The sequence below is a fragment of the Sporosarcina sp. FSL K6-5500 genome (assembly GCF_038005665.1).
GTDB classification, from domain to species: Bacteria; Bacillota; Bacilli; order Bacillales_A; family Planococcaceae; genus Sporosarcina; species Sporosarcina psychrophila.
In genome coordinates this window covers 4,319,892-4,343,117 of record NZ_JBBOTP010000001.1, presented here as the reverse complement: position 1 = coordinate 4,343,117, position 23,226 = coordinate 4,319,892, and the positions used below count along the sequence as shown (strand labels likewise).

General features: G+C 39.1%; 34 protein-coding genes. All 34 read left to right on the top strand.

Annotated elements, in window-relative coordinates; translation table 11 throughout:
• Nucleotides 1-18 precede the first annotated feature (18 nt).
• The 34 genes from MKX62_RS20840 (at nt 19) to MKX62_RS20675 (ending at nt 23,010) form a co-directional block, all read left to right on the top strand.
• Nucleotides 19-249 (top strand): hypothetical protein, encoded by a 231-nt coding sequence (locus MKX62_RS20840; protein WP_340742225.1) that lies wholly within the window; start codon nt 19-21, stop codon nt 247-249.
• A gap of 2 nt (nt 250-251) precedes the next feature.
• Complete coding sequence (locus MKX62_RS20835) at nt 252-866, top strand: HNH endonuclease signature motif containing protein (RefSeq protein WP_340742224.1); 615 nt, start codon at nt 252-254, stop codon at nt 864-866.
• A gap of 51 nt (nt 867-917) precedes the next feature.
• The gene (locus tag MKX62_RS20830) at nt 918-2,141 is read left to right on the top strand and encodes a DEAD/DEAH box helicase (protein WP_340742617.1); all 1,224 of its coding nucleotides are present in this window, start codon (nt 918-920) and stop codon (nt 2,139-2,141) included.
• The gene (locus MKX62_RS20825; RefSeq protein WP_340742223.1) at nt 2,138-2,302 is read left to right on the top strand and encodes a hypothetical protein; all 165 of its coding nucleotides are present in this window, start codon (nt 2,138-2,140) and stop codon (nt 2,300-2,302) included. The genes MKX62_RS20830 and MKX62_RS20825 overlap by 4 nt, the downstream gene beginning before the upstream one ends.
• The gene (locus MKX62_RS20820) at nt 2,299-2,628 is read left to right on the top strand and encodes a hypothetical protein (protein WP_340742222.1); all 330 of its coding nucleotides are present in this window, start codon (nt 2,299-2,301) and stop codon (nt 2,626-2,628) included. Before MKX62_RS20825 ends, MKX62_RS20820 begins: the two co-directional genes overlap by 4 nt.
• The gene (locus MKX62_RS20815; protein ID WP_340742221.1) at nt 2,625-3,485 is read left to right on the top strand and encodes a DUF1351 domain-containing protein; all 861 of its coding nucleotides are present in this window, start codon (nt 2,625-2,627) and stop codon (nt 3,483-3,485) included. The genes MKX62_RS20820 and MKX62_RS20815 overlap by 4 nt, the downstream gene beginning before the upstream one ends.
• Nucleotides 3,478-3,756 carry a VRR-NUC domain-containing protein gene (locus MKX62_RS20810; RefSeq protein ID WP_340742220.1) on the top strand — a complete coding sequence of 93 codons (279 nt, stop codon included), beginning with the start codon at nt 3,478-3,480 and terminating at the stop codon, nt 3,754-3,756. Before MKX62_RS20815 ends, MKX62_RS20810 begins: the two co-directional genes overlap by 8 nt.
• Nucleotides 3,756-3,932: a hypothetical protein gene (locus MKX62_RS20805; RefSeq protein ID WP_340742219.1), complete on the top strand. Its 177-nt coding sequence runs from the start codon at nt 3,756-3,758 to the stop codon at nt 3,930-3,932. Before MKX62_RS20810 ends, MKX62_RS20805 begins: the two co-directional genes overlap by 1 nt.
• Nucleotides 3,929-5,905, top strand: coding sequence for an AAA family ATPase (locus MKX62_RS20800; RefSeq protein WP_340742218.1), 1,977 nt, complete (start codon nt 3,929-3,931; stop codon nt 5,903-5,905). Before MKX62_RS20805 ends, MKX62_RS20800 begins: the two co-directional genes overlap by 4 nt.
• A gap of 110 nt (nt 5,906-6,015) precedes the next feature.
• Nucleotides 6,016-6,243 carry a hypothetical protein gene (locus MKX62_RS20795; protein ID WP_340742217.1) on the top strand — a complete coding sequence of 76 codons (228 nt, stop codon included), beginning with the start codon at nt 6,016-6,018 and terminating at the stop codon, nt 6,241-6,243.
• Nucleotides 6,244-6,246: 3 nt separating this feature from the next.
• On the top strand, nt 6,247-6,594 hold the full coding sequence (locus tag MKX62_RS20790) for an organic solvent tolerance protein OstA (RefSeq protein WP_340742216.1): 348 nt from the start codon (nt 6,247-6,249) through the stop codon (nt 6,592-6,594).
• Nucleotides 6,591-7,073: a DUF669 domain-containing protein gene (locus tag MKX62_RS20785; protein WP_340742215.1), complete on the top strand. Its 483-nt coding sequence runs from the start codon at nt 6,591-6,593 to the stop codon at nt 7,071-7,073. The genes MKX62_RS20790 and MKX62_RS20785 overlap by 4 nt, the downstream gene beginning before the upstream one ends.
• A 50-nt stretch (nt 7,074-7,123) precedes the next feature.
• Nucleotides 7,124-7,519, top strand: coding sequence for a hypothetical protein (locus MKX62_RS20780; RefSeq protein WP_340742214.1), 396 nt, complete (start codon nt 7,124-7,126; stop codon nt 7,517-7,519).
• 16 nt (nt 7,520-7,535) lie between these two features.
• Nucleotides 7,536-7,892 (top strand): hypothetical protein, encoded by a 357-nt coding sequence (locus tag MKX62_RS20775; protein WP_340742213.1) that lies wholly within the window; start codon nt 7,536-7,538, stop codon nt 7,890-7,892.
• A 37-nt stretch (nt 7,893-7,929) separates the two neighbouring features.
• Nucleotides 7,930-9,618, top strand: coding sequence for a hypothetical protein (locus tag MKX62_RS20770; protein WP_340742212.1), 1,689 nt, complete (start codon nt 7,930-7,932; stop codon nt 9,616-9,618).
• Nucleotides 9,619-9,951, top strand: a complete 333-nt coding sequence (locus tag MKX62_RS20765) for a hypothetical protein (RefSeq protein ID WP_340742211.1) — start codon at nt 9,619-9,621, stop codon at nt 9,949-9,951.
• Nucleotides 9,944-10,618, top strand: a complete 675-nt coding sequence (locus MKX62_RS20760; protein WP_340742210.1) for a sigma-70 family RNA polymerase sigma factor — start codon at nt 9,944-9,946, stop codon at nt 10,616-10,618. The genes MKX62_RS20765 and MKX62_RS20760 overlap by 8 nt, the downstream gene beginning before the upstream one ends.
• 45 nt (nt 10,619-10,663) lie before the next feature.
• Nucleotides 10,664-10,966 (top strand): MazG-like family protein, encoded by a 303-nt coding sequence (locus MKX62_RS20755; protein WP_340742209.1) that lies wholly within the window; start codon nt 10,664-10,666, stop codon nt 10,964-10,966.
• 103 nt (nt 10,967-11,069) lie between these two features.
• The gene (locus tag MKX62_RS20750; protein WP_340742616.1) at nt 11,070-12,935 is read left to right on the top strand and encodes a DNA primase family protein; all 1,866 of its coding nucleotides are present in this window, start codon (nt 11,070-11,072) and stop codon (nt 12,933-12,935) included.
• A 426-nt stretch (nt 12,936-13,361) separates the two neighbouring features.
• Nucleotides 13,362-13,754, top strand: a complete 393-nt coding sequence (locus MKX62_RS20745; protein WP_340742208.1) for a hypothetical protein — start codon at nt 13,362-13,364, stop codon at nt 13,752-13,754.
• A gap of 132 nt (nt 13,755-13,886) precedes the next feature.
• Nucleotides 13,887-14,198, top strand: a complete 312-nt coding sequence (locus MKX62_RS20740) for a Rho termination factor N-terminal domain-containing protein (protein WP_340742207.1) — start codon at nt 13,887-13,889, stop codon at nt 14,196-14,198.
• Complete coding sequence (locus MKX62_RS20735) at nt 14,185-14,556, top strand: HNH endonuclease (protein ID WP_340742206.1); 372 nt, start codon at nt 14,185-14,187, stop codon at nt 14,554-14,556. The genes MKX62_RS20740 and MKX62_RS20735 overlap by 14 nt, the downstream gene beginning before the upstream one ends.
• A 179-nt stretch (nt 14,557-14,735) precedes the next feature.
• Nucleotides 14,736-15,170 carry a P27 family phage terminase small subunit gene (locus MKX62_RS20730; RefSeq protein WP_340742205.1) on the top strand — a complete coding sequence of 145 codons (435 nt, stop codon included), beginning with the start codon at nt 14,736-14,738 and terminating at the stop codon, nt 15,168-15,170.
• A gap of 107 nt (nt 15,171-15,277) precedes the next feature.
• The gene (locus MKX62_RS20725) at nt 15,278-16,918 is read left to right on the top strand and encodes a terminase large subunit (RefSeq protein ID WP_340742615.1); all 1,641 of its coding nucleotides are present in this window, start codon (nt 15,278-15,280) and stop codon (nt 16,916-16,918) included.
• Nucleotides 16,919-17,105: 187 nt separating this feature from the next.
• Entirely contained in the window at nt 17,106-18,317 is a 1,212-nt protein-coding gene (locus MKX62_RS20720) for a phage portal protein (protein ID WP_340742614.1), read from the top strand.
• Nucleotides 18,286-18,876, top strand: a complete 591-nt coding sequence (locus MKX62_RS20715) for an HK97 family phage prohead protease (RefSeq protein ID WP_340742204.1) — start codon at nt 18,286-18,288, stop codon at nt 18,874-18,876. The genes MKX62_RS20720 and MKX62_RS20715 overlap by 32 nt, the downstream gene beginning before the upstream one ends.
• 281 nt (nt 18,877-19,157) lie before the next feature.
• Nucleotides 19,158-20,444 (top strand): phage major capsid protein, encoded by a 1,287-nt coding sequence (locus MKX62_RS20710; RefSeq protein WP_340742613.1) that lies wholly within the window; start codon nt 19,158-19,160, stop codon nt 20,442-20,444.
• Between the two features lie 13 nt (nt 20,445-20,457).
• Nucleotides 20,458-20,718: a head-tail connector protein gene (locus tag MKX62_RS20705; RefSeq protein ID WP_340742203.1), complete on the top strand. Its 261-nt coding sequence runs from the start codon at nt 20,458-20,460 to the stop codon at nt 20,716-20,718.
• Nucleotides 20,699-21,034 carry a hypothetical protein gene (locus MKX62_RS20700; protein WP_340742202.1) on the top strand — a complete coding sequence of 112 codons (336 nt, stop codon included), beginning with the start codon at nt 20,699-20,701 and terminating at the stop codon, nt 21,032-21,034. The genes MKX62_RS20705 and MKX62_RS20700 overlap by 20 nt, the downstream gene beginning before the upstream one ends.
• A complete protein-coding gene (locus MKX62_RS20695) occupies nt 21,024-21,353 on the top strand; it encodes a hypothetical protein (RefSeq protein ID WP_340742201.1) in 330 nt (109 codons plus the stop codon). The genes MKX62_RS20700 and MKX62_RS20695 overlap by 11 nt, the downstream gene beginning before the upstream one ends.
• Nucleotides 21,350-21,730 (top strand): HK97 gp10 family phage protein, encoded by a 381-nt coding sequence (locus MKX62_RS20690; protein ID WP_340742200.1) that lies wholly within the window; start codon nt 21,350-21,352, stop codon nt 21,728-21,730. Before MKX62_RS20695 ends, MKX62_RS20690 begins: the two co-directional genes overlap by 4 nt.
• A gap of 6 nt (nt 21,731-21,736) precedes the next feature.
• The gene (locus tag MKX62_RS20685; RefSeq protein ID WP_340742199.1) at nt 21,737-22,354 is read left to right on the top strand and encodes a major tail protein; all 618 of its coding nucleotides are present in this window, start codon (nt 21,737-21,739) and stop codon (nt 22,352-22,354) included.
• A 10-nt stretch (nt 22,355-22,364) separates the two neighbouring features.
• Nucleotides 22,365-22,610: an Ig-like domain-containing protein gene (locus tag MKX62_RS20680; protein ID WP_340742198.1), complete on the top strand. Its 246-nt coding sequence runs from the start codon at nt 22,365-22,367 to the stop codon at nt 22,608-22,610.
• A 13-nt stretch (nt 22,611-22,623) separates the two neighbouring features.
• On the top strand, nt 22,624-23,010 hold the full coding sequence (locus MKX62_RS20675) for a hypothetical protein (protein ID WP_340742197.1): 387 nt from the start codon (nt 22,624-22,626) through the stop codon (nt 23,008-23,010).
• Nucleotides 23,011-23,226 lie beyond the last annotated feature (216 nt).

The window sequence follows — 23,226 nt, the reverse complement described above, 5'->3', positions numbered from 1 at the left end:
TGAAGGGAGGTGAGAGAAATGAAAAATACGCTTGGCGATTTAAACAACCATTTATTTGCGCAACTCGAACGGTTAGGCGACGAAGATTTGACCGGTGAGGAATTAGTTGAGGAAATGAATCGAGCTAAATCAATAACTGCGGTAGCATCACAAATCATTTCAAATGGGTCGTTGGTTTTACAGGCGCAAAAGATGGCTGGAGACTTTATCAACGCTGAAGCAAAAATACCTACAATGTTGGAGGGGTAGAGATGGTGCATCGCTGGACAGCTGAACAGCGCAAGTTCGTCAAAGATAACCTAACGGGCATGAAACAAAAAGATACGTTAGTAATGTTTAACGAACATTTCGGAACAGAAATTAAAATTAACCAGTTAAGGGCCTTTGTTAAAAATAACGGATTTACGAGTGGGCTGAATACACGATTTAAAAAAGGTCAAGTTCCCGTTAATAAAGGAACCCAGGGATTATACAACGTCGGTGGGAATAGTACATCTTTCAAACCAGGGGAAAGAGCTATTAATTACAAGCCTGTTGGATATGAGCGAATAGACCGTGACGGCTATGTGTTGGTTAAAGTTCAAGATGATGGACCTTGGCACAAGCGGTGGAGACATAAACATAAAGTGATGTGGGAAAAAGAATGCGGCCCAATACCTCCTGGACATGTCTTACTATTTGCAGATCAAAATAAACAAAATTTAGCATTAGATAATTTAATCCTGATAACTCGTAAGCAGTTGGTCACTTTAAACAAAAAGGACTTACTCGCAAATAATGCTGATTTAACTAGGACGGGGATTATCGTGGCAGATATTTATCAAAGAATTAGTGATCGAAAAAAAATAGGCCACTCTGCAAAGTGACCCTAAGTAAATCAATTTTCAGAAACAGTATAACACAAGTGGGTGATAATCATTAAATTATTTCCGCACCAAGATAGGGCTTTAAATGATACCTACGAACAAAATAAAGTCGCTTACTATTTGGACATGGGTTTAGGAAAAACTTTCGTTGGTAGTGAAAAGATGTGGGAACTTAACACACCTTTCAATCTAGTAATTTGTCAAAAGTCAAAAATAGAAGATTGGAAAGAGCATTTCGAAACCTTCTATAAAGACTATCAAGTAATCGTGTTCGATAAACAAAAGTTAGAATCCGTTCCAGCTGAATCGGTAATCATCATAAATTACGACAAGGTTTGGCGTAGGGATGAACTGATGGGATTAAAAAACTTCACCTTGATGTTGGATGAGTCATCGACCATTAAAAATGAAAAGTCCCATCGAAGTAAATTTATCCTGAAGCTTCGTGCTGTCAATGTCATTTTGTTATCCGGTACACCTACTGGTGGAAAGTATGAGGAACTTTGGAGCCAGCTGCATCTACTAGGTTGGACCATTACGAAAAAGCTTTTCTTGAAGCAATTCATGGTGATGGATTGGGACGAACTGAATCAACAAAATAAAATCATTGGTTATAAAAATGTGGACCGGCTCAAAGCAAAGTTACGGAAGCATGGCGCCATATTTATGAAGACTGAAGAAGTGTTTGACCTTCCCAAGATGAACGATGTCATTGTGAAAATCCAGGGCACCAAAGAATATCTGGAATTTGCTAGACATCACATTATTGAGATTGGTGAAGACCTACTTGTCGGTGATACGGCCACTGCTAAAAAGTTGTATTTGCGTCAATTGGCAAGTGCTTATAATCAAAATAAATTATCGTATGTCAAGGATTTAATCGACAGTACGAATGACCGTGTAATCATCTTTTACAACTTTAAGAAGGAATATGCGGCACTGGTAAGTCTCATTGATAAACCAATCAGTACCATCAACGGTGACCTTAAAGACTTGTCAGCATATAACGATCACGAAGACAGTATCACGCTTATTCAGTACCAGGCAGGGGCTATGGGACTTAATTTGCAAAAGGCCAATAAGATTATTTACTTCAGTCTAACTGACAAAAGTGAGCTGTTTGAACAGAGCAAGAAGCGGATACATCGGATTGGCCAAGATAGACCTTGCTTCTATTACTATCTCTTAGCAGCGGGATCAATTGAGTGGCGAATGTTGGATGTGCTGAAAGAGCGCAAGGATTACACGGATGCACTATTTGAGGAAGAGTTATGAATGAGCCTAAATTAGAAAAGTTATTCAAATACTTTGAGCTATTAACTGGGGCATATTTCACTGACGATCCTTTAAATGTTAAGCCAACTATTGAAAGAGTGACATTTTTGATTGAAATGGAATTTAATAAGAGTTTTGAAGAGGAGGATGGAACGAAGTGAATGTAAATTATAAGAGTTACAAGTGCAATGTTCATTTTGGTCACTACTATAACGGCAATGTTGCCATTCACCTTATAGGTAAAGAAGGTACCGAATATGAAGCTGAATTGATATCTGTAGCTTCTGTAAATGGTGAATTGGAATTAGTGGATGGTGTTGTGGGTATAAAAACATGGTCAGAAAATGAAGGCATGGCGCAAGCATTGATTGACGGTGGAGTTATTGAACATGAATTACTGGGTATCGAACCTACGGGTTTTGTTGCAATTGAGCATTACAAATTATCGAATGCTTCGATAAACATGATTAAGGAGGGTAAAACATGAATGAATTACAGGTAAAGACTATTAATTTAGTACCTGCAGTTGTCGAATTTAACTTTGACGAATTGGCTGCGGTATTGGATGAGAATCTAAAAAAGTATACCGGTCTCACATTTACAGATAAGGATGCAGCAGCGTGTAAAAAGGTTATCGCTGAACTCAACAAAGGTAAAAAGTTATTAAGTGCTTATCGTATCGAAACAAAAAAAGAACTTACGGTTTCCGTCACTGATTTTGAAAACCAATGTAAGGAACTCGACGCAAAATTTAATGCTGTCATTGGTCCATTAAAAGAACAGGCAGATGACTTTGAAGCGGATCGTATGGATGCGAAACGAAAGAAGGTCAATGACCTCATTAGTGCGTTAATTGTAAAAGAAGGTCTGAACGATAAATATATGGCCCAACTCATTATCAAAGATGAATATCTAACGAAAAGCAAAACGTTAAAAGCGATAGGTGAAGAACTGGCGACAACGGCTGAACATCTTGGAATTAAGCAGGACAAGGAAGAAGCTGATATTGAAATCATTAAAGGGTTTGTCGAACTGGCCAATACGAAGAGTGGTTTGAATTTAATCGAATCTACTTATATTAACTTGCTAGACTTCGAACCTGTTGATGAAATTAAAATGCGTATTAATTATGATGTTGAAGGTCAATTGAAAAAGGCTACTCCTGTACAAATAATCCCTATGCCTAAAGGTCATGACATTGTTATTCCAACACCTGTATCTAAAACAGATGACGAATCATTTGTTGAAAAGTACGAAGTGACAGGTACTGAATCCCAACTGGATGCACTGGAAGAATACATGAGTAACCACGGGCTGATATGGGTGGAGATTGTCGATGCGTGAGAATCAGTTCCAAGCAAAAGTAATTAAGTTCCTGAAAGAGAAAGAAGCCTGGCACATTAAATACTGGGCAGGAAGTCAATTCACTAAGGAAGGTATCCCCGACATACTCGCTTGCATCGATGGAACATTTCACGGTATCGAATTAAAAACGGATGTGGGTGTGGCAAGTAAGCTGCAGGTCTATAACATTCGAAAAATAAAAGACTCCGGAGGACAGGCCTATATTCTTAGACCGAAAGACTTCGAAGCCTGGAAAGAGAGGTGGTTTTGATGGAACGTTATAAAGAAATATCACTAGCTGAAATGCTCGATTTAATAAGTAAGGGTGAATTTAGCAGTATTTATGTTAAGTCTAACCGGGTCGGGATATGTCACATCGGTGATTCCACCTATAATCTGTCACTACTAAAAGATAAGCAGTGGTTCAAACGGGAGGTTATCGAATGACCCAATACAGTTACTCCCGTGTATCACTATTCGAAGATTGTCCGTACCACTTTAAATTAAAGTACATCGACAAGCTTACTGAGTTACCTAAACTGGAGGCAGACAACGCTTTAATCATTGGTAATGCAATGCACTTAGGTATTGAAACGGATGTGGAAACAGCGTTAGAACAATACTATAATGCGTTTCCAGTGATGACGGATGCAATCATTGAGGAAGCTATGAAAATGGAAATCTTAATTCCAAAAGTGAAAGAGTACCTGGAAACAAACTTCGAAGGTTTTAAGTTTATCCATGAATACAAAATCGACCATCCCAATTATGTTGGTTACGTAGATTTAATTCTAAAGGCACCGGATGGTACATGCATGGTGATGGATTTCAAGTATTCCAATCATATTAAAAACTACTTGGATTCCGGCCAGCTTCACATTTACAAAGACTACTTGGAGCAAGACGGTTTCAATATTAAAAAACTTGCATATCTATTCGTACCCAAAACAAGCATTAAGAAAAAGGATACTGAAGGGATATACGAATTTAGAAAACGGATTGTTGAAGAAGTAGCGAAATCAAATGTGACGTTTGTCCCAATTGAATTCGATGAAATGAAAACCGTTTTCTTTATCAACTCTATTAAGGAAATTGAAGATGCTAAGACATATCCAAAGAATGTGAGTGGTAAATGTTTCGCTTGCATACCAAGATTTAAACCGGATTACCTCGAAACTATTATGAATGAAAAGGGAGAGATAAAAATGGTATTACCTAAAAATGAACGACGTGAAAGAAAGATTGATACGAAGCCAGACTTGTGGATTTACGCAGATTCCTATGTTGGTAAATCAACATTTATAGATAATGTGGAGAATGTACTTTTCCTAAATACAGATGGAAATACAGACAATACGACTGCTCCAGTAATTCGGATTAAAGATGTAGTAACTAAATCAGGACGGGTTACTACTCGTAAATTTGCTTGGGACGTATTCCTGGATGCAGTAGGTGAATTAGAAACGGTTGAAAATGATTACGAAGCAGTCGCTCTCGATCTAGTTGAAGATTTATATGAACATTGCCGAGTTTACACGTTTGATAAAAATGGATGGGAACATGAATCCGATGGAACTTACGGTAAAGGTTGGTCAATGGTCACGACTGAATTTAACAATGTCATGAAACGACTGAAGGCCCTCGGATACCAGGTTATTTATATCAGTAAGGAAAAGGTTGATGAAATTACGCTTAAAGGTGGAGCCAAGCGTAGTACGTTCAAACCAAATATTAATGATAAAGTGGCCAACTTTTTATCCGGTACTGTCGATTTAACATTACGGGCTTATGTAGATTCCAACGATGAGCGTTTTCTACAACTGAAGAAACAGCAAAATGTATTTGGTGGAGGGAGATTTGATTTCCAAATTGATGTGATTCCACTAGAAATGGAAGTGTTTCTTGAAGAGTTAACTGCAGCACAAGATTTGAAATCAACTGGTAAGAAAGCGCCACGTAAGCCGAAAGATGAGCCGAGACAACGGACTCCGCGTACTAAACAGACTGAAGCGGTTGAAGAAAAGTCTACTGATGAAGTTGAAGAATATGTAGCTAAGAAACGTATGTACTTCGAACATGATGGTACGGGCGACATGATTATAGTGAAAAAAGGAGATTCACTTAATTTCTTAAATAACGATATTTTCGATGAGCGTACTAAAGCCGAATATGACGAGTGGTTGGAAGACCAAGATGAGTCTGAAGATGCGGAAGAGCAGGAAGAGAAAAAAGAAGAACCTCCAGCTCGTCAGCGTCGTTCCCGTACTAAGCCGGAAGAAACACCAGTTGAAGATGCTCCACCGAAACGTGAACGTCGTCAACGAACTCCGGTTGAAGATGGAACACCACCAGGTGAAGGTGATGATGAACCGGAAGAGAAGAAAGAAGCACCTGCACGTAGACAACGGAGGTCTCGGTAGAACGAGCAGTCGAATGACTGATGATCCATTTGCAAAAAATAATCCGCGTATTGAAATAAATGAAGACGATTTACCTTTCTGAAAAAATTAAAACATTGGAGGGGTTAATCATGAAAGTAACAGCGTGGTTAACTACAGATCAGTACACCACAACAATAGATTTAGATGTACCAGGGTTAAATATCAGTTCCATGGATTCCGAAATGTCTATTCCAACAATTCTGATTGAATTGTTTAATCACCCTAAGTACCCTGGTATGTTCGTTCAAGTAGAGACTATTGGAATTCGAGTTGGTAGTAGTTTCATTTGCGACATAACCCTAAAATTGGAGGAATAAATGATGACTAAAAAACAATTGAACGTGAAGGAACAACACTATGCGGGTTCTCGTGAGGAAGCTGAAGAGATTGTAACTGAAGCGAAAGATGATATTTATCTGACGATGCATAAAATTTCTGAGAAACACAATAAACTCGGTACGTACTTCTTGGTGGACCTTCAGTTTAACTACGACACTCCAAGAGAAATCATGGAGTCGGCACCTGACAAGGAATCGGACCATGAATCGGACCACGGACCGACTCATGAAGGTGTAAAAGTGGTTGTCGTTGACGGTGCAATTCAGGTAGACCCGAATCAAATGGAAATTGACGATATTGAAAACAAGAATGAGGGGGAAGCAGAATGACTAAATTTAATTGGGACAAGTTTGATAAGCAAGTAGATCTTGAAGCGTTACAAGGTGACGTTAAAGACGTTGAAGAAAACGGTGGGGGAGATTTCGAACCGCTTCCTGACGGTCAATATGAAGTTTCGGTTGAGAAATTGGAATTGACCGAATCCAAAAAAGGTGACCCGATGTTGACGATTTGGTTCATCATTCTGACTGGCGAATATGAAAAGCAACGTCTGTTTTACAACAAAGTAATGCAACCCCAAAATGATAAAGCTTTTGGGCTTCAGGTGCATCAAAATAACGAGATGCTACGCGGACTTTGGGACTGTGAAAAAGATGAAGTCCAGTTTACAAGTTTCAAAGACTACGCTGATCTTGTGCTAGATATCCATGAAGACATTGATGGCCAACTTGAATACTTGCTTGAAAAAGAAACTAACAAGGATGGATACGATAATTTTAAAATCGTAGAAGTATTTGAAGTTGAATAATTAAATAGAGGGGGCTTAGCGGCTCCCTTTTTATTTTAGGGGTGATTAGAATGATTAAACGTGCAACCGACTATCTGGTAGAACAATTTAAAGAACTGGGTTTTAAGGTGATGCGCTACGATTCGTACAGTTCTAAAAGTGTCTACTTAAAGCTGGATGACGGTGTAGTAGGTACCTTGCGTATCAGTGACCATAAAGGGAAAAAGCATTTGCGGTACAAATACAATTTAACAAAAGGTAGTTATCGTTACAAAAGAGATGATAAAGGTGTAGTTCGTTATTACTTTCCGATGCAAGACATTAATTTATTAGTTGAAAAAGTAGTGTATGACCGTAAGGTGCTTATTGATAAATACGGCCAAGATCAATATGCAAAATTCATGGTGAATAATCGGAATAAGGGTCGGGGCAGTAAAGGTTTTTGGACGCAAGCTAAGTATGTGTAAGGGAGTGAAAAAATAAATGGTAAATGATACAGAAAAACGCGTAGCTGCAATGGCCATTAAGCAGTATCGGGATAGACAAAATGAATATAGAGAAATTAGAGAATTATTATCAACGAAAAAGTTCAAGTATGGTGACTATGTTGTTAAAAAGGGAACTTCATATTTTGATGGAGTGTTTGGTACGGGTGAGGGTTCTATTGGGAAGATTGTATGGTTCGATGAAGAATGGAATTATTACCGTGTTCGATATGGTGAGGACAGTCCGTTTATTGGAGCCAGGGAAGATGATATCGAACTGTATGATGGAGAAATTCCACAACACCTAATTGATTACGATATTGAAGATTCAACTTACATTCGTTTCAAAATATAGATGAACCGTTCGAACCATTATATGAAGGAGTGAGAGGATGCTCTTTTATGACTTTGAAGTATTCGTTGAAGATTGGTTAGTGGTCATTACAGATTCAAATAATCAGTCTGAAACCATATTCCACAATGACGAGCAAGGGTTGATTAAATATTACAATGTCCATAAAAAAGACATTTGGATTGGTTACAACACCAGGCACTATGACCAATACATTTTGAAAGCAATCATCTGTGGATTTTCACCGCAGGAAATTAACCACTGGATTATCAACAAGCGTGAACCTGGTTGGAAATTCTTCAAGGACTTTTGGAAAATAACCCTTTTAAATTTCGACATCATGACTAATAAATTTAGGTCGTTGAAGCAGCTGGAAGGATTCATGGGGCATGACATCCGTGAATCAAGTGTGGACTTTACAATCGATCGTGTATTGACTCCTGATGAGATAGAAGATGTTATTAAGTATTGTCGGCATGATGTTCATGAAACCATGCACATCTTCAGTGTAAATATTGAGGAATTTCAGTCCCAGTTGGAACTTCTCAAAATGTTTAATTTACCCATACGTAATGTGTCCAAAACAAAGGCTCAATTGTCTGCAGTCATTTTGGAAGCAAAGCAACCGAAAGTGGAACGTACCGATGAGTTTGATTTCACGTTTCCCCCAACACTGCAGCTGAATAAATATGCCGAGGTCATTGACTTCTATAAAGAAAATAAAGACTACAAAAAGGTATTAGAACTAGAAGTTGCTGGGGTTCCCCATTTACTTGCTTGGGGTGGCCTACATGGCGCCAGGAACAATTACATTGGGACAGGTTACTTTTTAAATATCGACGTAGCATCCTATTATCCGGCACTGATGATTGAGTATGGATATCTGTCACGGAACGTCAAGAATCCCGACAAGTTTAGAGAGATTCGTGACACCAGGCTTAATTATAAAGCTGCTAAAGATAAACGCCAGGCACCGCTTAAAATAGTTATTAATGGAACGTACGGAGCATCCAAGGATAAATATAATGCGCTGTACGATCCGTTACAAGCTAATAATATATGTATTGCAGGCATGACATTGATGCTGGATTTAATCGAAAACCTAGAGCCGCATTGTGAGGTTATCCAATCTAATACTGACGGTGTCCTGGTTAAAATAAAACATCCCGATGACTATGGTTTAATCGATGACATTTGTTATGAGTGGGAGCAGCGGACACGGATGGAATTAGAGTTTGATGAATATGTAAAAGTGATTCAAAAGGATGTGAATAATTATATTGTCGTCGATGCGGAAGGTAATTATAAAGCTGCAGGTGGATGGGTTAAGAAGCTGAGCCCACTTGATAACGATCTACCCATTGTTAATGAAGCAGTTGTAAATTGGTTTGTCCACGGCATTGATCCTGAAGATACCATATTCGGTTGTAAGGAACTCATAAAGTTTCAAAAAATCGTGAAGGTCAGTAATAAATATGATTATGCTCGATACGGGACCAGGCGCATCGATGGGAAAGTATTTCGCTTGTTCGCCAGTGTGGATCCAAACGATAAGGAATTACGGAAAGTGAAAGACGGTGTTGCCAACAAAATAGCATATGCACCAGAGTTATCTTTCATTATCAACGATGACGTAAACGATATGGCCGTACCAACAAAGCTTGATTACTGGTGGTATTGGGACTTGGCGATTGAACGGATAAATGCATTCATAGGGGAGGAAAAATAGATGACCGAGCTGTTAAAGAAAATGATTACAGACTATAAGAATAATGGTGAGCGTGTCGATGAAGTACTTTACCAAGAAGTTATGAAAACAGTGACTCGGGCACTGGAATTGGAAAAAGCACATAAAGAAATTAAGGCGCTAGAAAATTCAGTTCAAAAAGCTGTTGAAATGCAAGAGTATTACTTGATTAATAACGACGCTGTGGAGCAAGAAATCAAGCGATTACGCGGAGCACTGAACACTATTGCGTGGAATTTTGAAGCTACCAATCCGCAAGCGATGATTATGAAAGATACGGCGCGACAAGCCCTAGAAGGTAAACGCGATGGCTAAACTCATCGACGGTGATTTGCACACAATCGAAACTATCATAACGAAATATGAAAGACTGGTTTATAAGTTGGCGGACAGATTTTGCGGCAACGATTATCACCACAAGTACGATCTAGCACAAGTCGGGTTTATTGGATTAATGGAATCGTTTAAAAGGTATGACGTCAAGTCTGATGTGAAATTCATCTCCTTCGCTTACAAATATATCCGTGGTTACATGCGGAATCTAAATCGTGAAAATGGAATTGTGCATGTACCAGCGGGAGTTAAATCGACAGCCTGGCAAATAGATAAACAAGATTTATGGGATTCCGAGGATTCCGTTATTGCGAAATTGCTAAATGTCGAACCTAGACATGTGGAAAGTTGCCGAATTTTTTTCAACATTAAATCCGTGCTGAGTACGGATGCGGATAACAGTGAAGAAGATAGCGAAAACGATTTATACAAAACAGTCGGTTACGAACAAGATTTATCAAACCCGAATGTTAGCTATTACATTGAAAAGTTGGATCCGCGCGAACTATTTATAGTAGATAGATTGATAAAGGAAGACAGTTATTCTGAAATCGGGTTAGAGATGGGGATCTCAAAAGCACGAGTGGGAGTACTTGTTAAACAAATACGCGTCAAAGTTGAAGCGCGTATTGCGAACGAAAACTTTTAAAGCAAGAGTGGGAACTATCAAATATAAAAAGGGGAGTGCAAAACAATGCAGGATTTAACGGATAAAATCAGAGTATGGGCAATCATGCGTAATTTAGATGAGGCAGAGCCGACTAAGCAAATGCTGAAACTTGTAGAAGAGGTCGGAGAAATAGCGAGAGGATTGGCAAGAGGGAATATGGATGAGATTAAAGATGGAATAGGCGATGTACAGGTGGTGATAACTATTCTAGCTATGCAGCTAGGTACGAGCATTGAAGAATGCACCCAATTAGCTTACAACGAAATCAAAGACCGTACAGGTGAAATGAAAAACGGTGTATTCGTTAAAGCTGAAGACCTGTCATAAATGTGGATAATAGCTTGTCCAATTACGTAGCCATATGCTAATCCCGAACGATGTTATGCGTTCCGGATCCAGATTGTTCGTGAATTGAAAGTAGGTGAATAAAATTTATAAGGGTTATCTGAGAGGTAACGGTAAGCATGCTGCTACTGAATTTAAAAGTGGTGGTAAGCTACTGTCCTACCATACAGCTAGAAAAGAAGATTCATTTGTCGGTATTTTGGATGATGACTATATCATGGTTGATGTCGATGATATGGATGAAGCCGAAATATTGTTTGAAATTGTCGAAGAAAACAACATTGGATGTTCAGTCCTAGAAACCGACAATGGTATGCACTTCTATTTCAAAGGATACGACATCACGGCCAATAAAATTAAGTGGTATTCCAATATCGGTATTCATTGCGATTACAAGCTAGGAATGAAAAATACAGCTGATCCATTAAAGATAGATGGCAAGGTGCGAAATTGGATACGTAAAGCAACTGAACATGTGCCATTGCCAGCGTGGTTGTATCCGTATCAAAAGAAAAACCCCAGCCTAAATAAATTGACTGAAGGTGATGGCCGGAACGATAAACTGTTCACCTACATCTTGAAAATGCAATCGCAGGGTATGGCCAAGAAAGATATTAAAGAAACGATTTCTATCATTAATAACTTCATCTTGGAAGAACCTGTAGATCAGTCAGAGTTAAATATAATACTCCGTGATGAATCGTTCATGAAAGAGTCTTTCTTCATTAAAGGTGTTTTCCACCACGATAAGTTTGGTGACTTCCTTATAAACGAACATCATATTTGTAAAATAGCTAACGTGCTGCACATTTACCAAGATGGTGTGTACTCGGATAAGGAAGAAAACATTGAGCGCGTCATGGTAAAACATATTTCATCCTTAACACGTGCCAGGCGTCAGGAAACACTATTCTACATTCAACTAAATGCGAAAGAAAAACAATTCGCGTCTACCCAATATGTCGTGGTTAAAAATGGCGTATTTAATTTAGATACGTGGCAGCTTGAAGATTTCAGTCCTGACATTATCACACGTAATAAAATCCCGATTGCTTATGTCCCGAATTCACATTACGAAGTAACCGACAATACATTTTCTAAGTTGGCCGCGAACGATAAAAAAATTCGCGCCATTTTAGAGGAAATTCTCGGTTACATATTGTTCAGAAGAAATGAGTTTGCTGCAACATTTATTTTGACTGGTGATGGATCTAATGGTAAATCATCTTACTTAAAAATCATTCGTAAGTTAGTAGGCTCTGAGAATACCGCGTCCCTGGATTTAAAGGAACTAGATCAACGATTTAAAACGGCCGAGCTGTTTGGGAAATTGGTTAACATCGGAGATGACATTTCAAAAGGCTACATTAAAGAAACGTCCGTCTTCAAAAAGCTTTCAACGGGTGAAACGATAAACGTGGAGCGAAAAGGTAAAGATCCCTTTGATTTCACTAGTTATGCAAAAATGATTTTCAGTGCAAATGAAATGCCGCGTATTAATGATTTTTCAGATGGGTTAGGCAGACGTTTGCAAATCGTTCCGTTCAAAGCGAAATTCAGCATTAATGATGTGGACTATGATCCGTTCATTACCGACAAATTACTATCAGATGAGTCGATGCACTACGTGTTGAATCTTGCATTGAACAGTTTGAAACGATTACTCAAAAATCAACAATTCACGAAATCGAAATCTGTCGAAGATGAAATGATTAAGTACCAGGAAGAAAATAATCCGATTATATCATTTGTTAATACTGAAGAAGTCGAATTGGAACGTGCAGTAATCGGTGACGTATACATTCAATACAAAGCGTACTGTTCGATTAACGGATATCAAGCCATTAGTAATATCAGTTTTAGTAAATCGATTAAGCAATTATTTGGATACACATCGGTTCAACAAAAAATCGATGGTAAAAATAAACGGTTGTTTATAAGAGAGGATTAACGTTCTTGGTCAAAAGTACGTGACCGTTTTCGGTCACACGCCTTTTTCAAACCCTTGGTACGACTGGGTTTGTAAAATGACCTTGACCGTTTTCGGTCACGAAAAAGCGTTATTTCCGCTTAAAATCGGTGATAATCGGCTAAAAATGAGGTAAATGCGTTACCTGTTACCGAATGCGTTACCTCTATAAACCTTGATACGACGGGCTTTAATGGGTGTCGGTAACAGGTAACAGATGAAACCACTTTCTTATTATTTTTAAGTTAAAAAAACAAAAAGTCTAATGTCTATAAGAAATATAGGGTAAATGCGTTACCTTTTTACTTTTGATACGCTATAAAGTCAGTAACACCAAGGGCTCACAGCGGTAACAGAAGGTAGCAGAAGGTAACGCATTTTGCTCAAAAAGGCAGGTGTACACGTCAAATGTATGAGTGGCTACGTGATTATCGGAAATTAGAAGATGAAATTGCTTATATTGAATATAATCTCGATCGTTCAATACGTGAGTTAAGGCGATGGGTTGAAGGTGATTTGTCAAATGTTAAATTGACGGCCGAGTCTAATGGTGCCAAGTTAGAAGAATCTATTGAACGCATTAGAAATGAATTACAATGCAAGCGGGATGATTTATTTACACTTGTCGAATTGATAGGTACATTCCGCGGACTCGAACATAAAATCCTTAAAATGAAATATATAAACGGAATGACATTAGAAACCGTGGCCGCTGAATTGAATTACAGTCCTAACTATATTTATAGTAAGCATGCGCAGATCATGAGGATGATGAAATACGCAAATGAAGTTTCGACTTAACATTTACTTATGCAGAGTTTGAGCGATAGAAACCATTGAAAAAAGGGATTATAGTAAGAACATAAAGAACCGACGAAAGGGCAGCTCATTGTAGTTGCTCTTTTTCTATTATAAAAAAGGAGAGGATATCGAATGATTGTAGAAACCCGAAAGACAGCTAACGGTACGGAGTACTGGGACACTGAATTAAAGAAATCGGTATTTGTACCTGCAGGTAAAAAACCTGACTTTGAAATTACAGTAGATCCACCATCTATGTTGTCTGAACCAGATGGATTGAATCCAGGTATTGGCATTGTTGATGAGAGTGAAATCTATTTGGAAGATATGACACCAAAACAATTACGGGCTTATGCTGCTGAACTAAAAATAGAGATTCCATCCCATGTGAAGAAGAAGGATGACATTATTAATTTGCTGTCTGAACCAGATGAAGTACTGTGATTTCAACGGTTGTGATTCAAAAATAGAACGTGGTCGATATTGTCCAGATCATAAGCGTGTTAAACCGAAAAAGAAAAGTAAGAAAAATATTTACCATCATGAAAACAAATCCTTCTATAACTCAGCGGTGTGGAAGTCTACAAGGTCCTACGTGTACGACAGAGAGCGAGGATGCTGTCAACGGTGCAAGTCATTTGTATTCGGACGCAACGCACATGTACATCACGTAGTACCTGTTAAAAAGAATCCGCTGATGAAATTAGATGAGAACAATCTTAGATTACTTTGCAGCGTGTGCCACACGATCGAAGAAAATAATATTGGAAACCAAAAAGTTTTCCCGAGTTACTTTAATTAAAAAAGTTTTTCGGAAAATAATTTATAAAAAATAAAATAAAATTTAAAAAAGTTTTCTGAAATAAAAAGTTGAAGCCCCCCTACCCAAAAATAAAAAAGTCGGTTAGGAAAAGATAGGTTACAATTGGGGCTTCTTTCGCGCTAGACAAGATTTTTAAAAAACAAAGGGGGGTGTGTAAATTGTCCACGAAAAAGCAGCGGCGTGAAATCGTAGTCCAAAAAACAGATGCCGAAAAAGGGCGTATATTGAAGATCATGCGCGATGCTGAAATTTACACACTTACCCTTGATCCGCTGATTGAGTCCTATTTGGACATTTTCGAAATCTATCAAACAATGTTTGTCGAATGGAAAGATAAAGGTTTCCCGTCCACACAGCGACATACGAACAAGGCTGGCGCGACAAATAATTCAAAACATCCTTTGGCCCAACAGGTTGAAACGTGGTCCGATAAAAAAACAAAAGCCCTGGATTTATTAGGATTAACAAATAAATCTAAAGCTGGCCGGATTGTCACTGGCGGTTCGTCCGTCGGAAAAAATGAACAAGTTGAAAAGCCGAAAGCGGTTGTAACCGAATTGGACGATCACCGTAACAAGTGGCGTAAAACTTAGGAGGTGGCGATCATGTGACTAGTATCGAGCAAGGCGTAAATTACGCAGATTTATTCGCAAAGAAAGTTCGAAAGAATCCAAAGAAATATCCCGATACTATTAAATTAATGGTGGACAGATATTACAAATGGAAAAAACGAAAAGATATTTGGTTCGATGTTGATCGTGCAAATGAAATGTTGGATTGGGTTCAGACTTTCGTTCGACACGTCAAAGGGAATCTTGCGGGTAAACCGCTTGTCCTGGAAGATTGGCAGCGGTTCGCATTTTCAAATATTTACGGCTGGGTTCATAAAAATGAAAACGGAAATATTGTCCGTGTTATTCGTGAATCTTATATCCAGGTGCCGAAAAAGAATGGGAAAACATTAATTGCGGTAGGCGCATTAGGCTATGCGATGTACGGTGAGGGTGCGCTTGGTGCGGATTGCTATTGTTGTGCGTCCGACTTTAACCAGGCTCAATATGCAGCCAAACCGTTTGCAGCAACAATCATGAATCACGATGCTTTATTAGAAGTTAGTCGTATTTACGCGGGCGCAAAAGGCAATATAGCATCTATCACATATAGCTACATTCATGATGATTTAGCGTTTAAAAATGAGTTCATTGTTATGTCGAAAAACATCCTATCAATTGAGGGTTCGAATCCGCACTTTGTATTAAACGACGAACTCCATGCACAAGAAAATATGGACCAATACGACAACTTTAAGTCGGCTCAAATCAGCCGCGATGAACCTATCATGTTTAGTATATCTACTGCAGGAAAAGGCTCCTCGTCTGTTGGAATGCGCGTATATCGCGAAGCAAAAGACACGCTAAAAGCCGATGATAACGATTCGATTTTTGTCATGATTTACGAGCCGAACAAAAAGTACGATTGGACAGACCGTAAAGTATGGGCGATGGTCAATCCGAATATTGGTATATCAGTAACCATGAGTGCGCTTGAAACAGAATTTATTTCAGCAATGAAATCAGCTCATAAAAAAGCTGAATTTTTATCGAAGCACTTGGACGTGTTCGTCAACGGTGCGGAAAACTACTTTGAGCAGGAACAAGTCGAACACGTATTGGTATCGACTGAAGAACTCGGGGACCTTTCCGGTGAAACCTGTTACCTCGGATTGGACCTATCGAAAACCACCGATTTAACTTGTGTCAATTTGAATTTCCCATCCTTTAATGATGAAGGAAAAGCGATTCTGAAAGTTAAACAAATGTACTTCATCCCGAATGCCGACATTGAATTTAGGGAAAAAGAGGATAACGTGCCTTACACCGATTTAGTTGCGCAGGGATTTGTTACGTTTTGCGATGGGAAGATGATTGACCAGGATCAAGTCTTGGACTATATCAAAGAATGCATGGAACTTTATGATGTGCAGCAGCTTAATTATGACCCTGCAATGTCGCAAAAACTCATTGAGAAATGTGAGAATCTTGGACTGGAATGTTTAGTAGTCAATCAATATCCAAACGTCATGAATGCCATGATTGATGATACAGAGCGATTACTTTATGAAAGAAAAATAATTACGGATAATCCTTTGTTTGTCTATTGCGCATTGAATCTAGTTGTCATCACAAATATCAACGGCATGAAAGGACCTTCCAAGCGAATGTCTAAAAAGAAAATCGATGGATTAGTTGCCTTTTTAGTTGCCCATAAAGAAACGATGATGCTCATGGATGATGTGGATGAAGACGGCATGGATGAGTTATTAGCTGATATTTATCGATGAGGTGGTTGTTGTGAAAGATATTCGAATCAAAATCCAATATTGTTTTATAACCAATACAACCGTTGCTATTTTCGTGGATGATAAATTGTCTAGCATTATCGCAATATGCGGAGAAAGGAGTTGATCCAAATCTCGGTTTCGCTACACCGTTATGTAGCAGTAGTTGTAAATGAAAGTAGGTGAGAAATTGGGATTAAGAGATAGTTTTTCTAACTATTTATATACTCAGGCCGAAAAGCGCGGATGGTTTGAAAAGGCTATGAGCGGTTCAATTCGATACGGTGGGCGATATGTAAATGATGACAACATTTTGGAGTCATCGGATGTGTACGAATTGATGCAGGATATTTCGAATCAGCTAATGTTGGCCAACTGGATTGTGGAAGATGGCGACGGGAACGAAGTCAAGAATCATTCAGCATTGCGAACGTTGCGGAATCCAAATAATTATTTGACGGGTTCAGAATTTATGAAGCTGATGACGAATACTTATTTATTGCAAGGTGAAGTGTTCCCCGTTTTGGATATGGATGAACTCCATTTGGCAACTAACGTATACACGGAATTGGATGACCGATTGATTGAGCATTTTAAAATTGGCGGCGAGTCGATACCGGGTTCGATGATTCGACATATAAAAAATATGGGAATCAATCACCTCAATGGTGTCGGATTAATGCAACTTGGCAAGAGCACGTTAGAAGGTGTTATGAGCGCTGAAAAAGTATTGACTGACAAGTATTCCAAAGGTGGGTTAATGGCGTTCCTGCTCAAACTGGATGCTCATATTAACCCGGCTAATGGTGCGCAATCCAAGCTTATTAAAGCGGTACTCGATCAGTTAGAACAGATTGATGAATCACGTTCAGTAAAAATGATTCCTCTCGGAAAAGGTTATGTAATCGAAGCGATGGAGTCACCAATCGACGATGATAAGACACTTGCCTATCTCAATGTTTATAAAAAAGATTTAGGGAAATTCCTCGGCATGAATGTGGATACCTATACCGCGTTAATTAAAGCGGACTTGGAAAAAGCCATGATGTACATGCATAACAAAGCAGTTAAACCAATAATGAAAAACTTCGAAGACCATTTGAGTCTTCTTTTTTTCGGTCCGAATTCGGATTTGCGTATTAAAGCTGTGATTAATATTCTGGATTTCGTCACGTATTCCACGAAAACGAACATCGCGTTTAACTTGGTCCGCACTATGATCACGACACCGGATGACTCGAGAGGAATGCTTGGATTCCAAAAGTTGAACTCCCCTGAAGCTACTAAACTTTATATTTCTAAAGATTTAGTTGCTGGTGAGGATTTAGGAAAAGTGACTGACGATTCCTTGAAGGGAGGTGAAGATGAAAATGCCGAAAAAGATGGAGACACGGGTAGTTGAAATTAAAAATCTGACTACACGAAACGGCTTGGAAAATGAACCTGTAACGGTGAGTGGTTACGCTGCTGTATTTAATTCGCGGGCTGAAATTTGCGATTGGTTTACGGAAGAAATTGAACCAGGCGCATTCGCGAAAGCTATTTCAGAAAGTGACGTTCGCGCCTTATTCAATCACAGTTGGGACAATGTGCTAGGAAGAATGAAAAGCGGCACTTTGAAACTCTCAGAAGATGAAAGAGGGCTGCAATTTGAAATCGAATTACCTGATACTTCCGTAGCGCGCGACTTAGTGGTGAGCATGGAGCGTGGTGATATCAATCAATGTTCATTCGGTTTCTATCCCACGATTGAAGAATGGGATTATTCAGTTGAACCCGCTCACAGAAAAATTAACGAAGTGGAGCTTTATGAAATCTCGATAGTGTCACTTCCCGCATATGACGACACAGAAGCATCTGTTGTCCGCAGCAAAGAAATTTCTGCAAATGTTGAAAAACGCATGAAAATTATTAACCAAATAAAAAAAATAAATCAAACCTTGGAGGGTATCGGATTATGAATAAAAAACAAATGTTGGCTATGCTTAAAAGAAAACAGGCTAAATTGAACAAGCTGGACACACGCATGAAAAAAGGCGAAGTCCGTGAAGAAGATGTAACGGCGGTCCAAGAGGAAGTGGATGATCTTCAAACTGAAATCACGGAACTGACTGATGCAGTCGCAGCGCTTGAAGAAGAAGTAGTAGTCATCGACGATGAACTTGAAACAATCGACGAAGAAATTGTTGCGATTGAAGAAGAATTGGAAGATGAAACCGTTGCCGATGAAGAACGTTTGAAATTGAAAAAGCAATTATTGCGCGCTAAACGAAAAAAACGCTCAAACTATAAAAAGCGTAGCAGCGTTGACGAAGAAGTAGTGACAGATTTGCAAGAGGAAATCACTGACTTGGTAGATGAAGTACAAGACTTGTTAGATGCCGTAGAAGAAATCGACGACAGCCTCGACGTCGTAGATAACCTAGCGAGCGACGTTGAAGATGAAATTGTTGATGATGAAGCACGCGGAAAAGGTCGAAAAAAATCTACGCGCAACAAAAAGAATCCTGCTGCATCTGCCGCAATTCGGAATGCACTATCTACCAAAAATGCGAAATCAACGAAAAAACGTAGCGCTGAAATTCGTTCGGCATTCGCTAAATTTGTTGTCGGTCAAATTTCCGAACAGGAAGCTCGCTCTCTAGGAATCGAAGTCGGCGGTGGTTCGGTAACGATTCCGGATGAAATCGCAAGCGAAGTAATCACATATGCGCAAGAAGAAAACTTGTTACGTAAATATGGTTCTACCCACAAAACGACTGGAAACATTAAATACCCAGTACTTGTTAAAAAGGCAGAAGCAAATGTTAGTAAGAAAGAACGTTCCACGGATATGCCCGAAACCGATATCGAATTTGACGAGATTCTACTCGATCCAGCTGAGTTCGATGCGCTTGCAACTGTCACTAAAAAGTTAATCAAAATGTCAGGCGTAGATATCGAAGAAATCGTTTTGGAAGAATTGAAAAAAGCATATGTACGTAAAGAAATTAGCTACATGTTTAATGGTAATGATGCAGGAAACGAGAACCCTGGAGCGCTTGCTAAAAAAGCAGTACCATATATCGAATCAACGCCAATCGTTTTATACGAAGATGAATATTCTCAAAAACTTTATTCCGAACTTGTAAGATTTAAAGGGCAGCCGGTTACGGAAGTCTTGAAGAAATCAATGTGGATTATCAACCGCGCGGCACTAACTATTTTGGAAGATATGACGGACAGAAACGGCAATCCGTTACTACACGAACCTGCTGATGGTGTAGGTTATCGTCTTCTTGGTCACAATGTCGACTTCACGGATGCGGCAGATGGTCCAGACCGGACTAAAGCTGTATTCTACTTCGGCGATTTCTCTGCCTTCCACATTCAGGATGTTGTTGGTCAATTGGAAATTCAGCGTCTTGTTGAGCAATACGCAAGACAGAATAAAATCGGTTTCCAGATTTACAACTTGCTTGATGGTCAGTTAATTTACTCACCGATCGAACCGGCTGTTTACCGTTACGAAGTTGGAACAACTGCATAAGAGGAGTGATAAGGTGGATACTTTAACCGAAAAATTAAAGTCTCACATTCACTGGGAGGAGGGCATGGATGATTCTATGCTCTCTTTTTATTTGTCACAAGCTAAAAGATATGTGAAAACGGCAACTGGCAAACAAACGGAATATCTTATCATCATGACTGCAGGTATTTTTTATGAATATCGAGTCGCTGAAAAAGAACTCGGTGAAGCACTAGATGCGATGACTCCATTTTTTGTACAGGAGGCGTTTGCTGATGGCGACGAGACAGACTAATAATCTTAAATGGATTGCCGACTTGTTGAAACTTGGCGAATATATAGATCCCGAAACTGATCGTGTAGTCATGGGATATCCATTCGAACGCAAAATGAACTACAACAATATCGGCGTTACTTCCACGGATAAGATATTTGCAGAACGTCCTACCAATGAAGTTGTAAAGAAAATCGAAGTGCGCATTGATCGTGAAATCGAAAATAACCAAAAAGAATATCGCGTTGAAATAAATGAGCGTATCTACAATATCGAACGTATTTACGTAAAAGAACACGAGCGCATTATGGAGGTGTCACTCTCTTATGCAGATTAATCTACAGCAATTACGAAGCATCATGAAAGAGTCTGGCATCCCCGTCTATCGCGATAATGCACCGACGACTGCCAAGTATCCGTACATTGTTTACGAGTTTGTAAACGAACAGCACAGGCGTGTATCCAACAAGGTGATTAAGTCGTTGCCTTTATACCAAATCGCCGTTATTACCAATGGTACCGAGTCAGATTATGAACCATTGAAAACCGTTTTTAATACTCACGAAGTTGAATACGGCATGTTCAGCGGTGGACCATACGATGAGAACGACAGCACTGTCACACAATACATCACGAACGTGAGGTGCGTACAGTGACAAATAATAATGGCTTTGCGGATGGACTCAATCGCATAAATACACTGTTAAATGTAAATCAACAAGTCCAAATGGATGTGTTGAAAGATGCTGCTGAATACTTCGCCGAAAAACTGAAACCGCGAATCAATATAACGGACAGAAATAGGCAAACTCATTTACACAACAGCCTAAAAGTAGTTATTGAAGGCGACAAAGTAGTCGTGTCATTTGAGGATGAAGCATGGTATTGGTTCCTGGCCGAACATGGTCATAAAAAAGCAGGCGGGAAAGGTAGAGTTGCAGGATTGCATTTTGTCCGTAACACAATCGATTCCGAAATGGGCAATATTAAAGAAATAATGATCAGTGAAATAATTAACCATATGGAAGGATGATAGAAGATGAAAGCAAAAGAAATGTTATATCCGGTTGGGGTAGAGGATTTATATATTGCTATTATGACAGGCGGGAAAGATACAGATTCAGCTTACCCGACTTACGATGAAGAAATTTACAGAATCCCGACAATTGAAACAATCGGCATCCAAGGGAATCAGACAAACGCGGTGAAATGGGCTTCAAATAAAATGTTCGTAAACGTTACTAAAAATAGTACGTTCACATTAACACTTGATCATACTTCAATCCCTGTGGAAGTTATGGATTTAGTCTTGGGCTATCTTGCAACAAAAGGTATCGTTTTTGACACCGCGAAACCTAAAGAATATCCGTACTTTGCACTAGGATTTATTGCACCACTAAATGATGATTCGAAAGTGGCGCGTTGGTATCCACGTGTACAGGTTACTCCTCCACAAGAAAGCTACACGACGAATACAGAAGAAACTACTATCCCGACACAACAGTTAGTTATGACTGCCTCACCACTTTTATTCAACGACGTAACGAAAGCGGATTTCAATTCGGCACGTGACGGTGCAACAGGTATCACAGCTGAGAAATTCATGGAACAAGTTGTTTGCGACGAATCTCAATTAGTAACATTGTTTCCCGGTTGACCCTATTGTCGTGAAAACTAGTCCTACAAACGTGACTAGTGCGTCAGGGGGAACTAAACAGTTCATTGCAACGGTAACGGGTACAAGCAATACAGCGGTCACGTGGACATCGAGTGACTTAGCTATCGCAACTATTAATTCATCTGGTCTAGCAACTGTCCTAGCAGATGTAATTGCTGGTGAGGTAACAACCATCACCGCGTCGTCTGTGGAAGATCCCGCGAAAAAAGGCACATCGACATTAACAATAGTCTGAGGAGGAAATACAATTGACGAAACTTAGCGACTTAATCGATATAAAAATTAACCAAGACACTATTAAAATTCAAGGTGTCAAAATTCCTGTACTCTTCACATTTACAGCATTTCCTCTCGTAGAAGAAGCTTACGGAAAAGAATATGGCATATTTGAAAAAGAATTGAACAATATGTTGAAAGACGGAAAGGTCGTACTTGGTAAAAAAGAAGTGAAATTGATGAACGCCTTGATTTACGCAATGGTGAAAAGCGCAGGTACAGATTGTACGCCATATGAAATCGAGACGTCGATTCCACCATCTGATTTGCCCGCTATTTTCCAGACGGTACTTGGTATTTTTAACAATCAAAACTTCCAATTTACCGACATGGAGAAATTAAAAACTGAAAAAAAGTAAAGAACGTATTTACTGACAGGCTAAAATCCCAATCCGAAACATTAGATTGGGATTTTTATTTTTATGTAGGAAATACGTTACTCAATTGGAGTAGGGTAGATTTTTTCGAAAGTACACCAAACCATCTAATGAAACAGTACATTATGCATTTGAAATATAACCATCCGGAGGCGCTCAACGAAGAAGAAAACAAACAAATTTATACGCTTGATCAGA

Coding starts and splice junctions, on each gene's coding strand:
- MKX62_RS20840 (WP_340742225.1), top strand. CDS start 19: ATGAAAAATACGCTTGGCGATTTAAACAACCATTTATTTGCGCAACTC.
- MKX62_RS20835 (WP_340742224.1), top strand. CDS start 252: ATGGTGCATCGCTGGACAGCTGAACAGCGCAAGTTCGTCAAAGATAAC.
- MKX62_RS20825 (WP_340742223.1), top strand. CDS start 2,138: ATGAATGAGCCTAAATTAGAAAAGTTATTCAAATACTTTGAGCTATTA.
- MKX62_RS20815 (WP_340742221.1), top strand. CDS start 2,625: ATGAATGAATTACAGGTAAAGACTATTAATTTAGTACCTGCAGTTGTC.
- MKX62_RS20810 (WP_340742220.1), top strand. CDS start 3,478: ATGCGTGAGAATCAGTTCCAAGCAAAAGTAATTAAGTTCCTGAAAGAG.
- MKX62_RS20805 (WP_340742219.1), top strand. CDS start 3,756: ATGGAACGTTATAAAGAAATATCACTAGCTGAAATGCTCGATTTAATA.
- MKX62_RS20800 (WP_340742218.1), top strand. CDS start 3,929: ATGACCCAATACAGTTACTCCCGTGTATCACTATTCGAAGATTGTCCG.
- MKX62_RS20795 (WP_340742217.1), top strand. CDS start 6,016: ATGAAAGTAACAGCGTGGTTAACTACAGATCAGTACACCACAACAATA.
- MKX62_RS20790 (WP_340742216.1), top strand. CDS start 6,247: ATGACTAAAAAACAATTGAACGTGAAGGAACAACACTATGCGGGTTCT.
- MKX62_RS20785 (WP_340742215.1), top strand. CDS start 6,591: ATGACTAAATTTAATTGGGACAAGTTTGATAAGCAAGTAGATCTTGAA.
- MKX62_RS20780 (WP_340742214.1), top strand. CDS start 7,124: ATGATTAAACGTGCAACCGACTATCTGGTAGAACAATTTAAAGAACTG.
- MKX62_RS20775 (WP_340742213.1), top strand. CDS start 7,536: ATGGTAAATGATACAGAAAAACGCGTAGCTGCAATGGCCATTAAGCAG.
- MKX62_RS20770 (WP_340742212.1), top strand. CDS start 7,930: ATGCTCTTTTATGACTTTGAAGTATTCGTTGAAGATTGGTTAGTGGTC.
- MKX62_RS20765 (WP_340742211.1), top strand. CDS start 9,619: ATGACCGAGCTGTTAAAGAAAATGATTACAGACTATAAGAATAATGGT.
- MKX62_RS20760 (WP_340742210.1), top strand. CDS start 9,944: ATGGCTAAACTCATCGACGGTGATTTGCACACAATCGAAACTATCATA.
- MKX62_RS20755 (WP_340742209.1), top strand. CDS start 10,664: ATGCAGGATTTAACGGATAAAATCAGAGTATGGGCAATCATGCGTAAT.
- MKX62_RS20745 (WP_340742208.1), top strand. CDS start 13,362: ATGTATGAGTGGCTACGTGATTATCGGAAATTAGAAGATGAAATTGCT.
- MKX62_RS20740 (WP_340742207.1), top strand. CDS start 13,887: ATGATTGTAGAAACCCGAAAGACAGCTAACGGTACGGAGTACTGGGAC.
- MKX62_RS20735 (WP_340742206.1), top strand. CDS start 14,185: ATGAAGTACTGTGATTTCAACGGTTGTGATTCAAAAATAGAACGTGGT.
- MKX62_RS20725 (WP_340742615.1), top strand. CDS start 15,278: ATGGTGGACAGATATTACAAATGGAAAAAACGAAAAGATATTTGGTTC.
- MKX62_RS20715 (WP_340742204.1), top strand. CDS start 18,286: ATGCCGAAAAAGATGGAGACACGGGTAGTTGAAATTAAAAATCTGACT.
- MKX62_RS20700 (WP_340742202.1), top strand. CDS start 20,699: ATGGCGACGAGACAGACTAATAATCTTAAATGGATTGCCGACTTGTTG.
- MKX62_RS20695 (WP_340742201.1), top strand. CDS start 21,024: ATGCAGATTAATCTACAGCAATTACGAAGCATCATGAAAGAGTCTGGC.
- MKX62_RS20685 (WP_340742199.1), top strand. CDS start 21,737: ATGAAAGCAAAAGAAATGTTATATCCGGTTGGGGTAGAGGATTTATAT.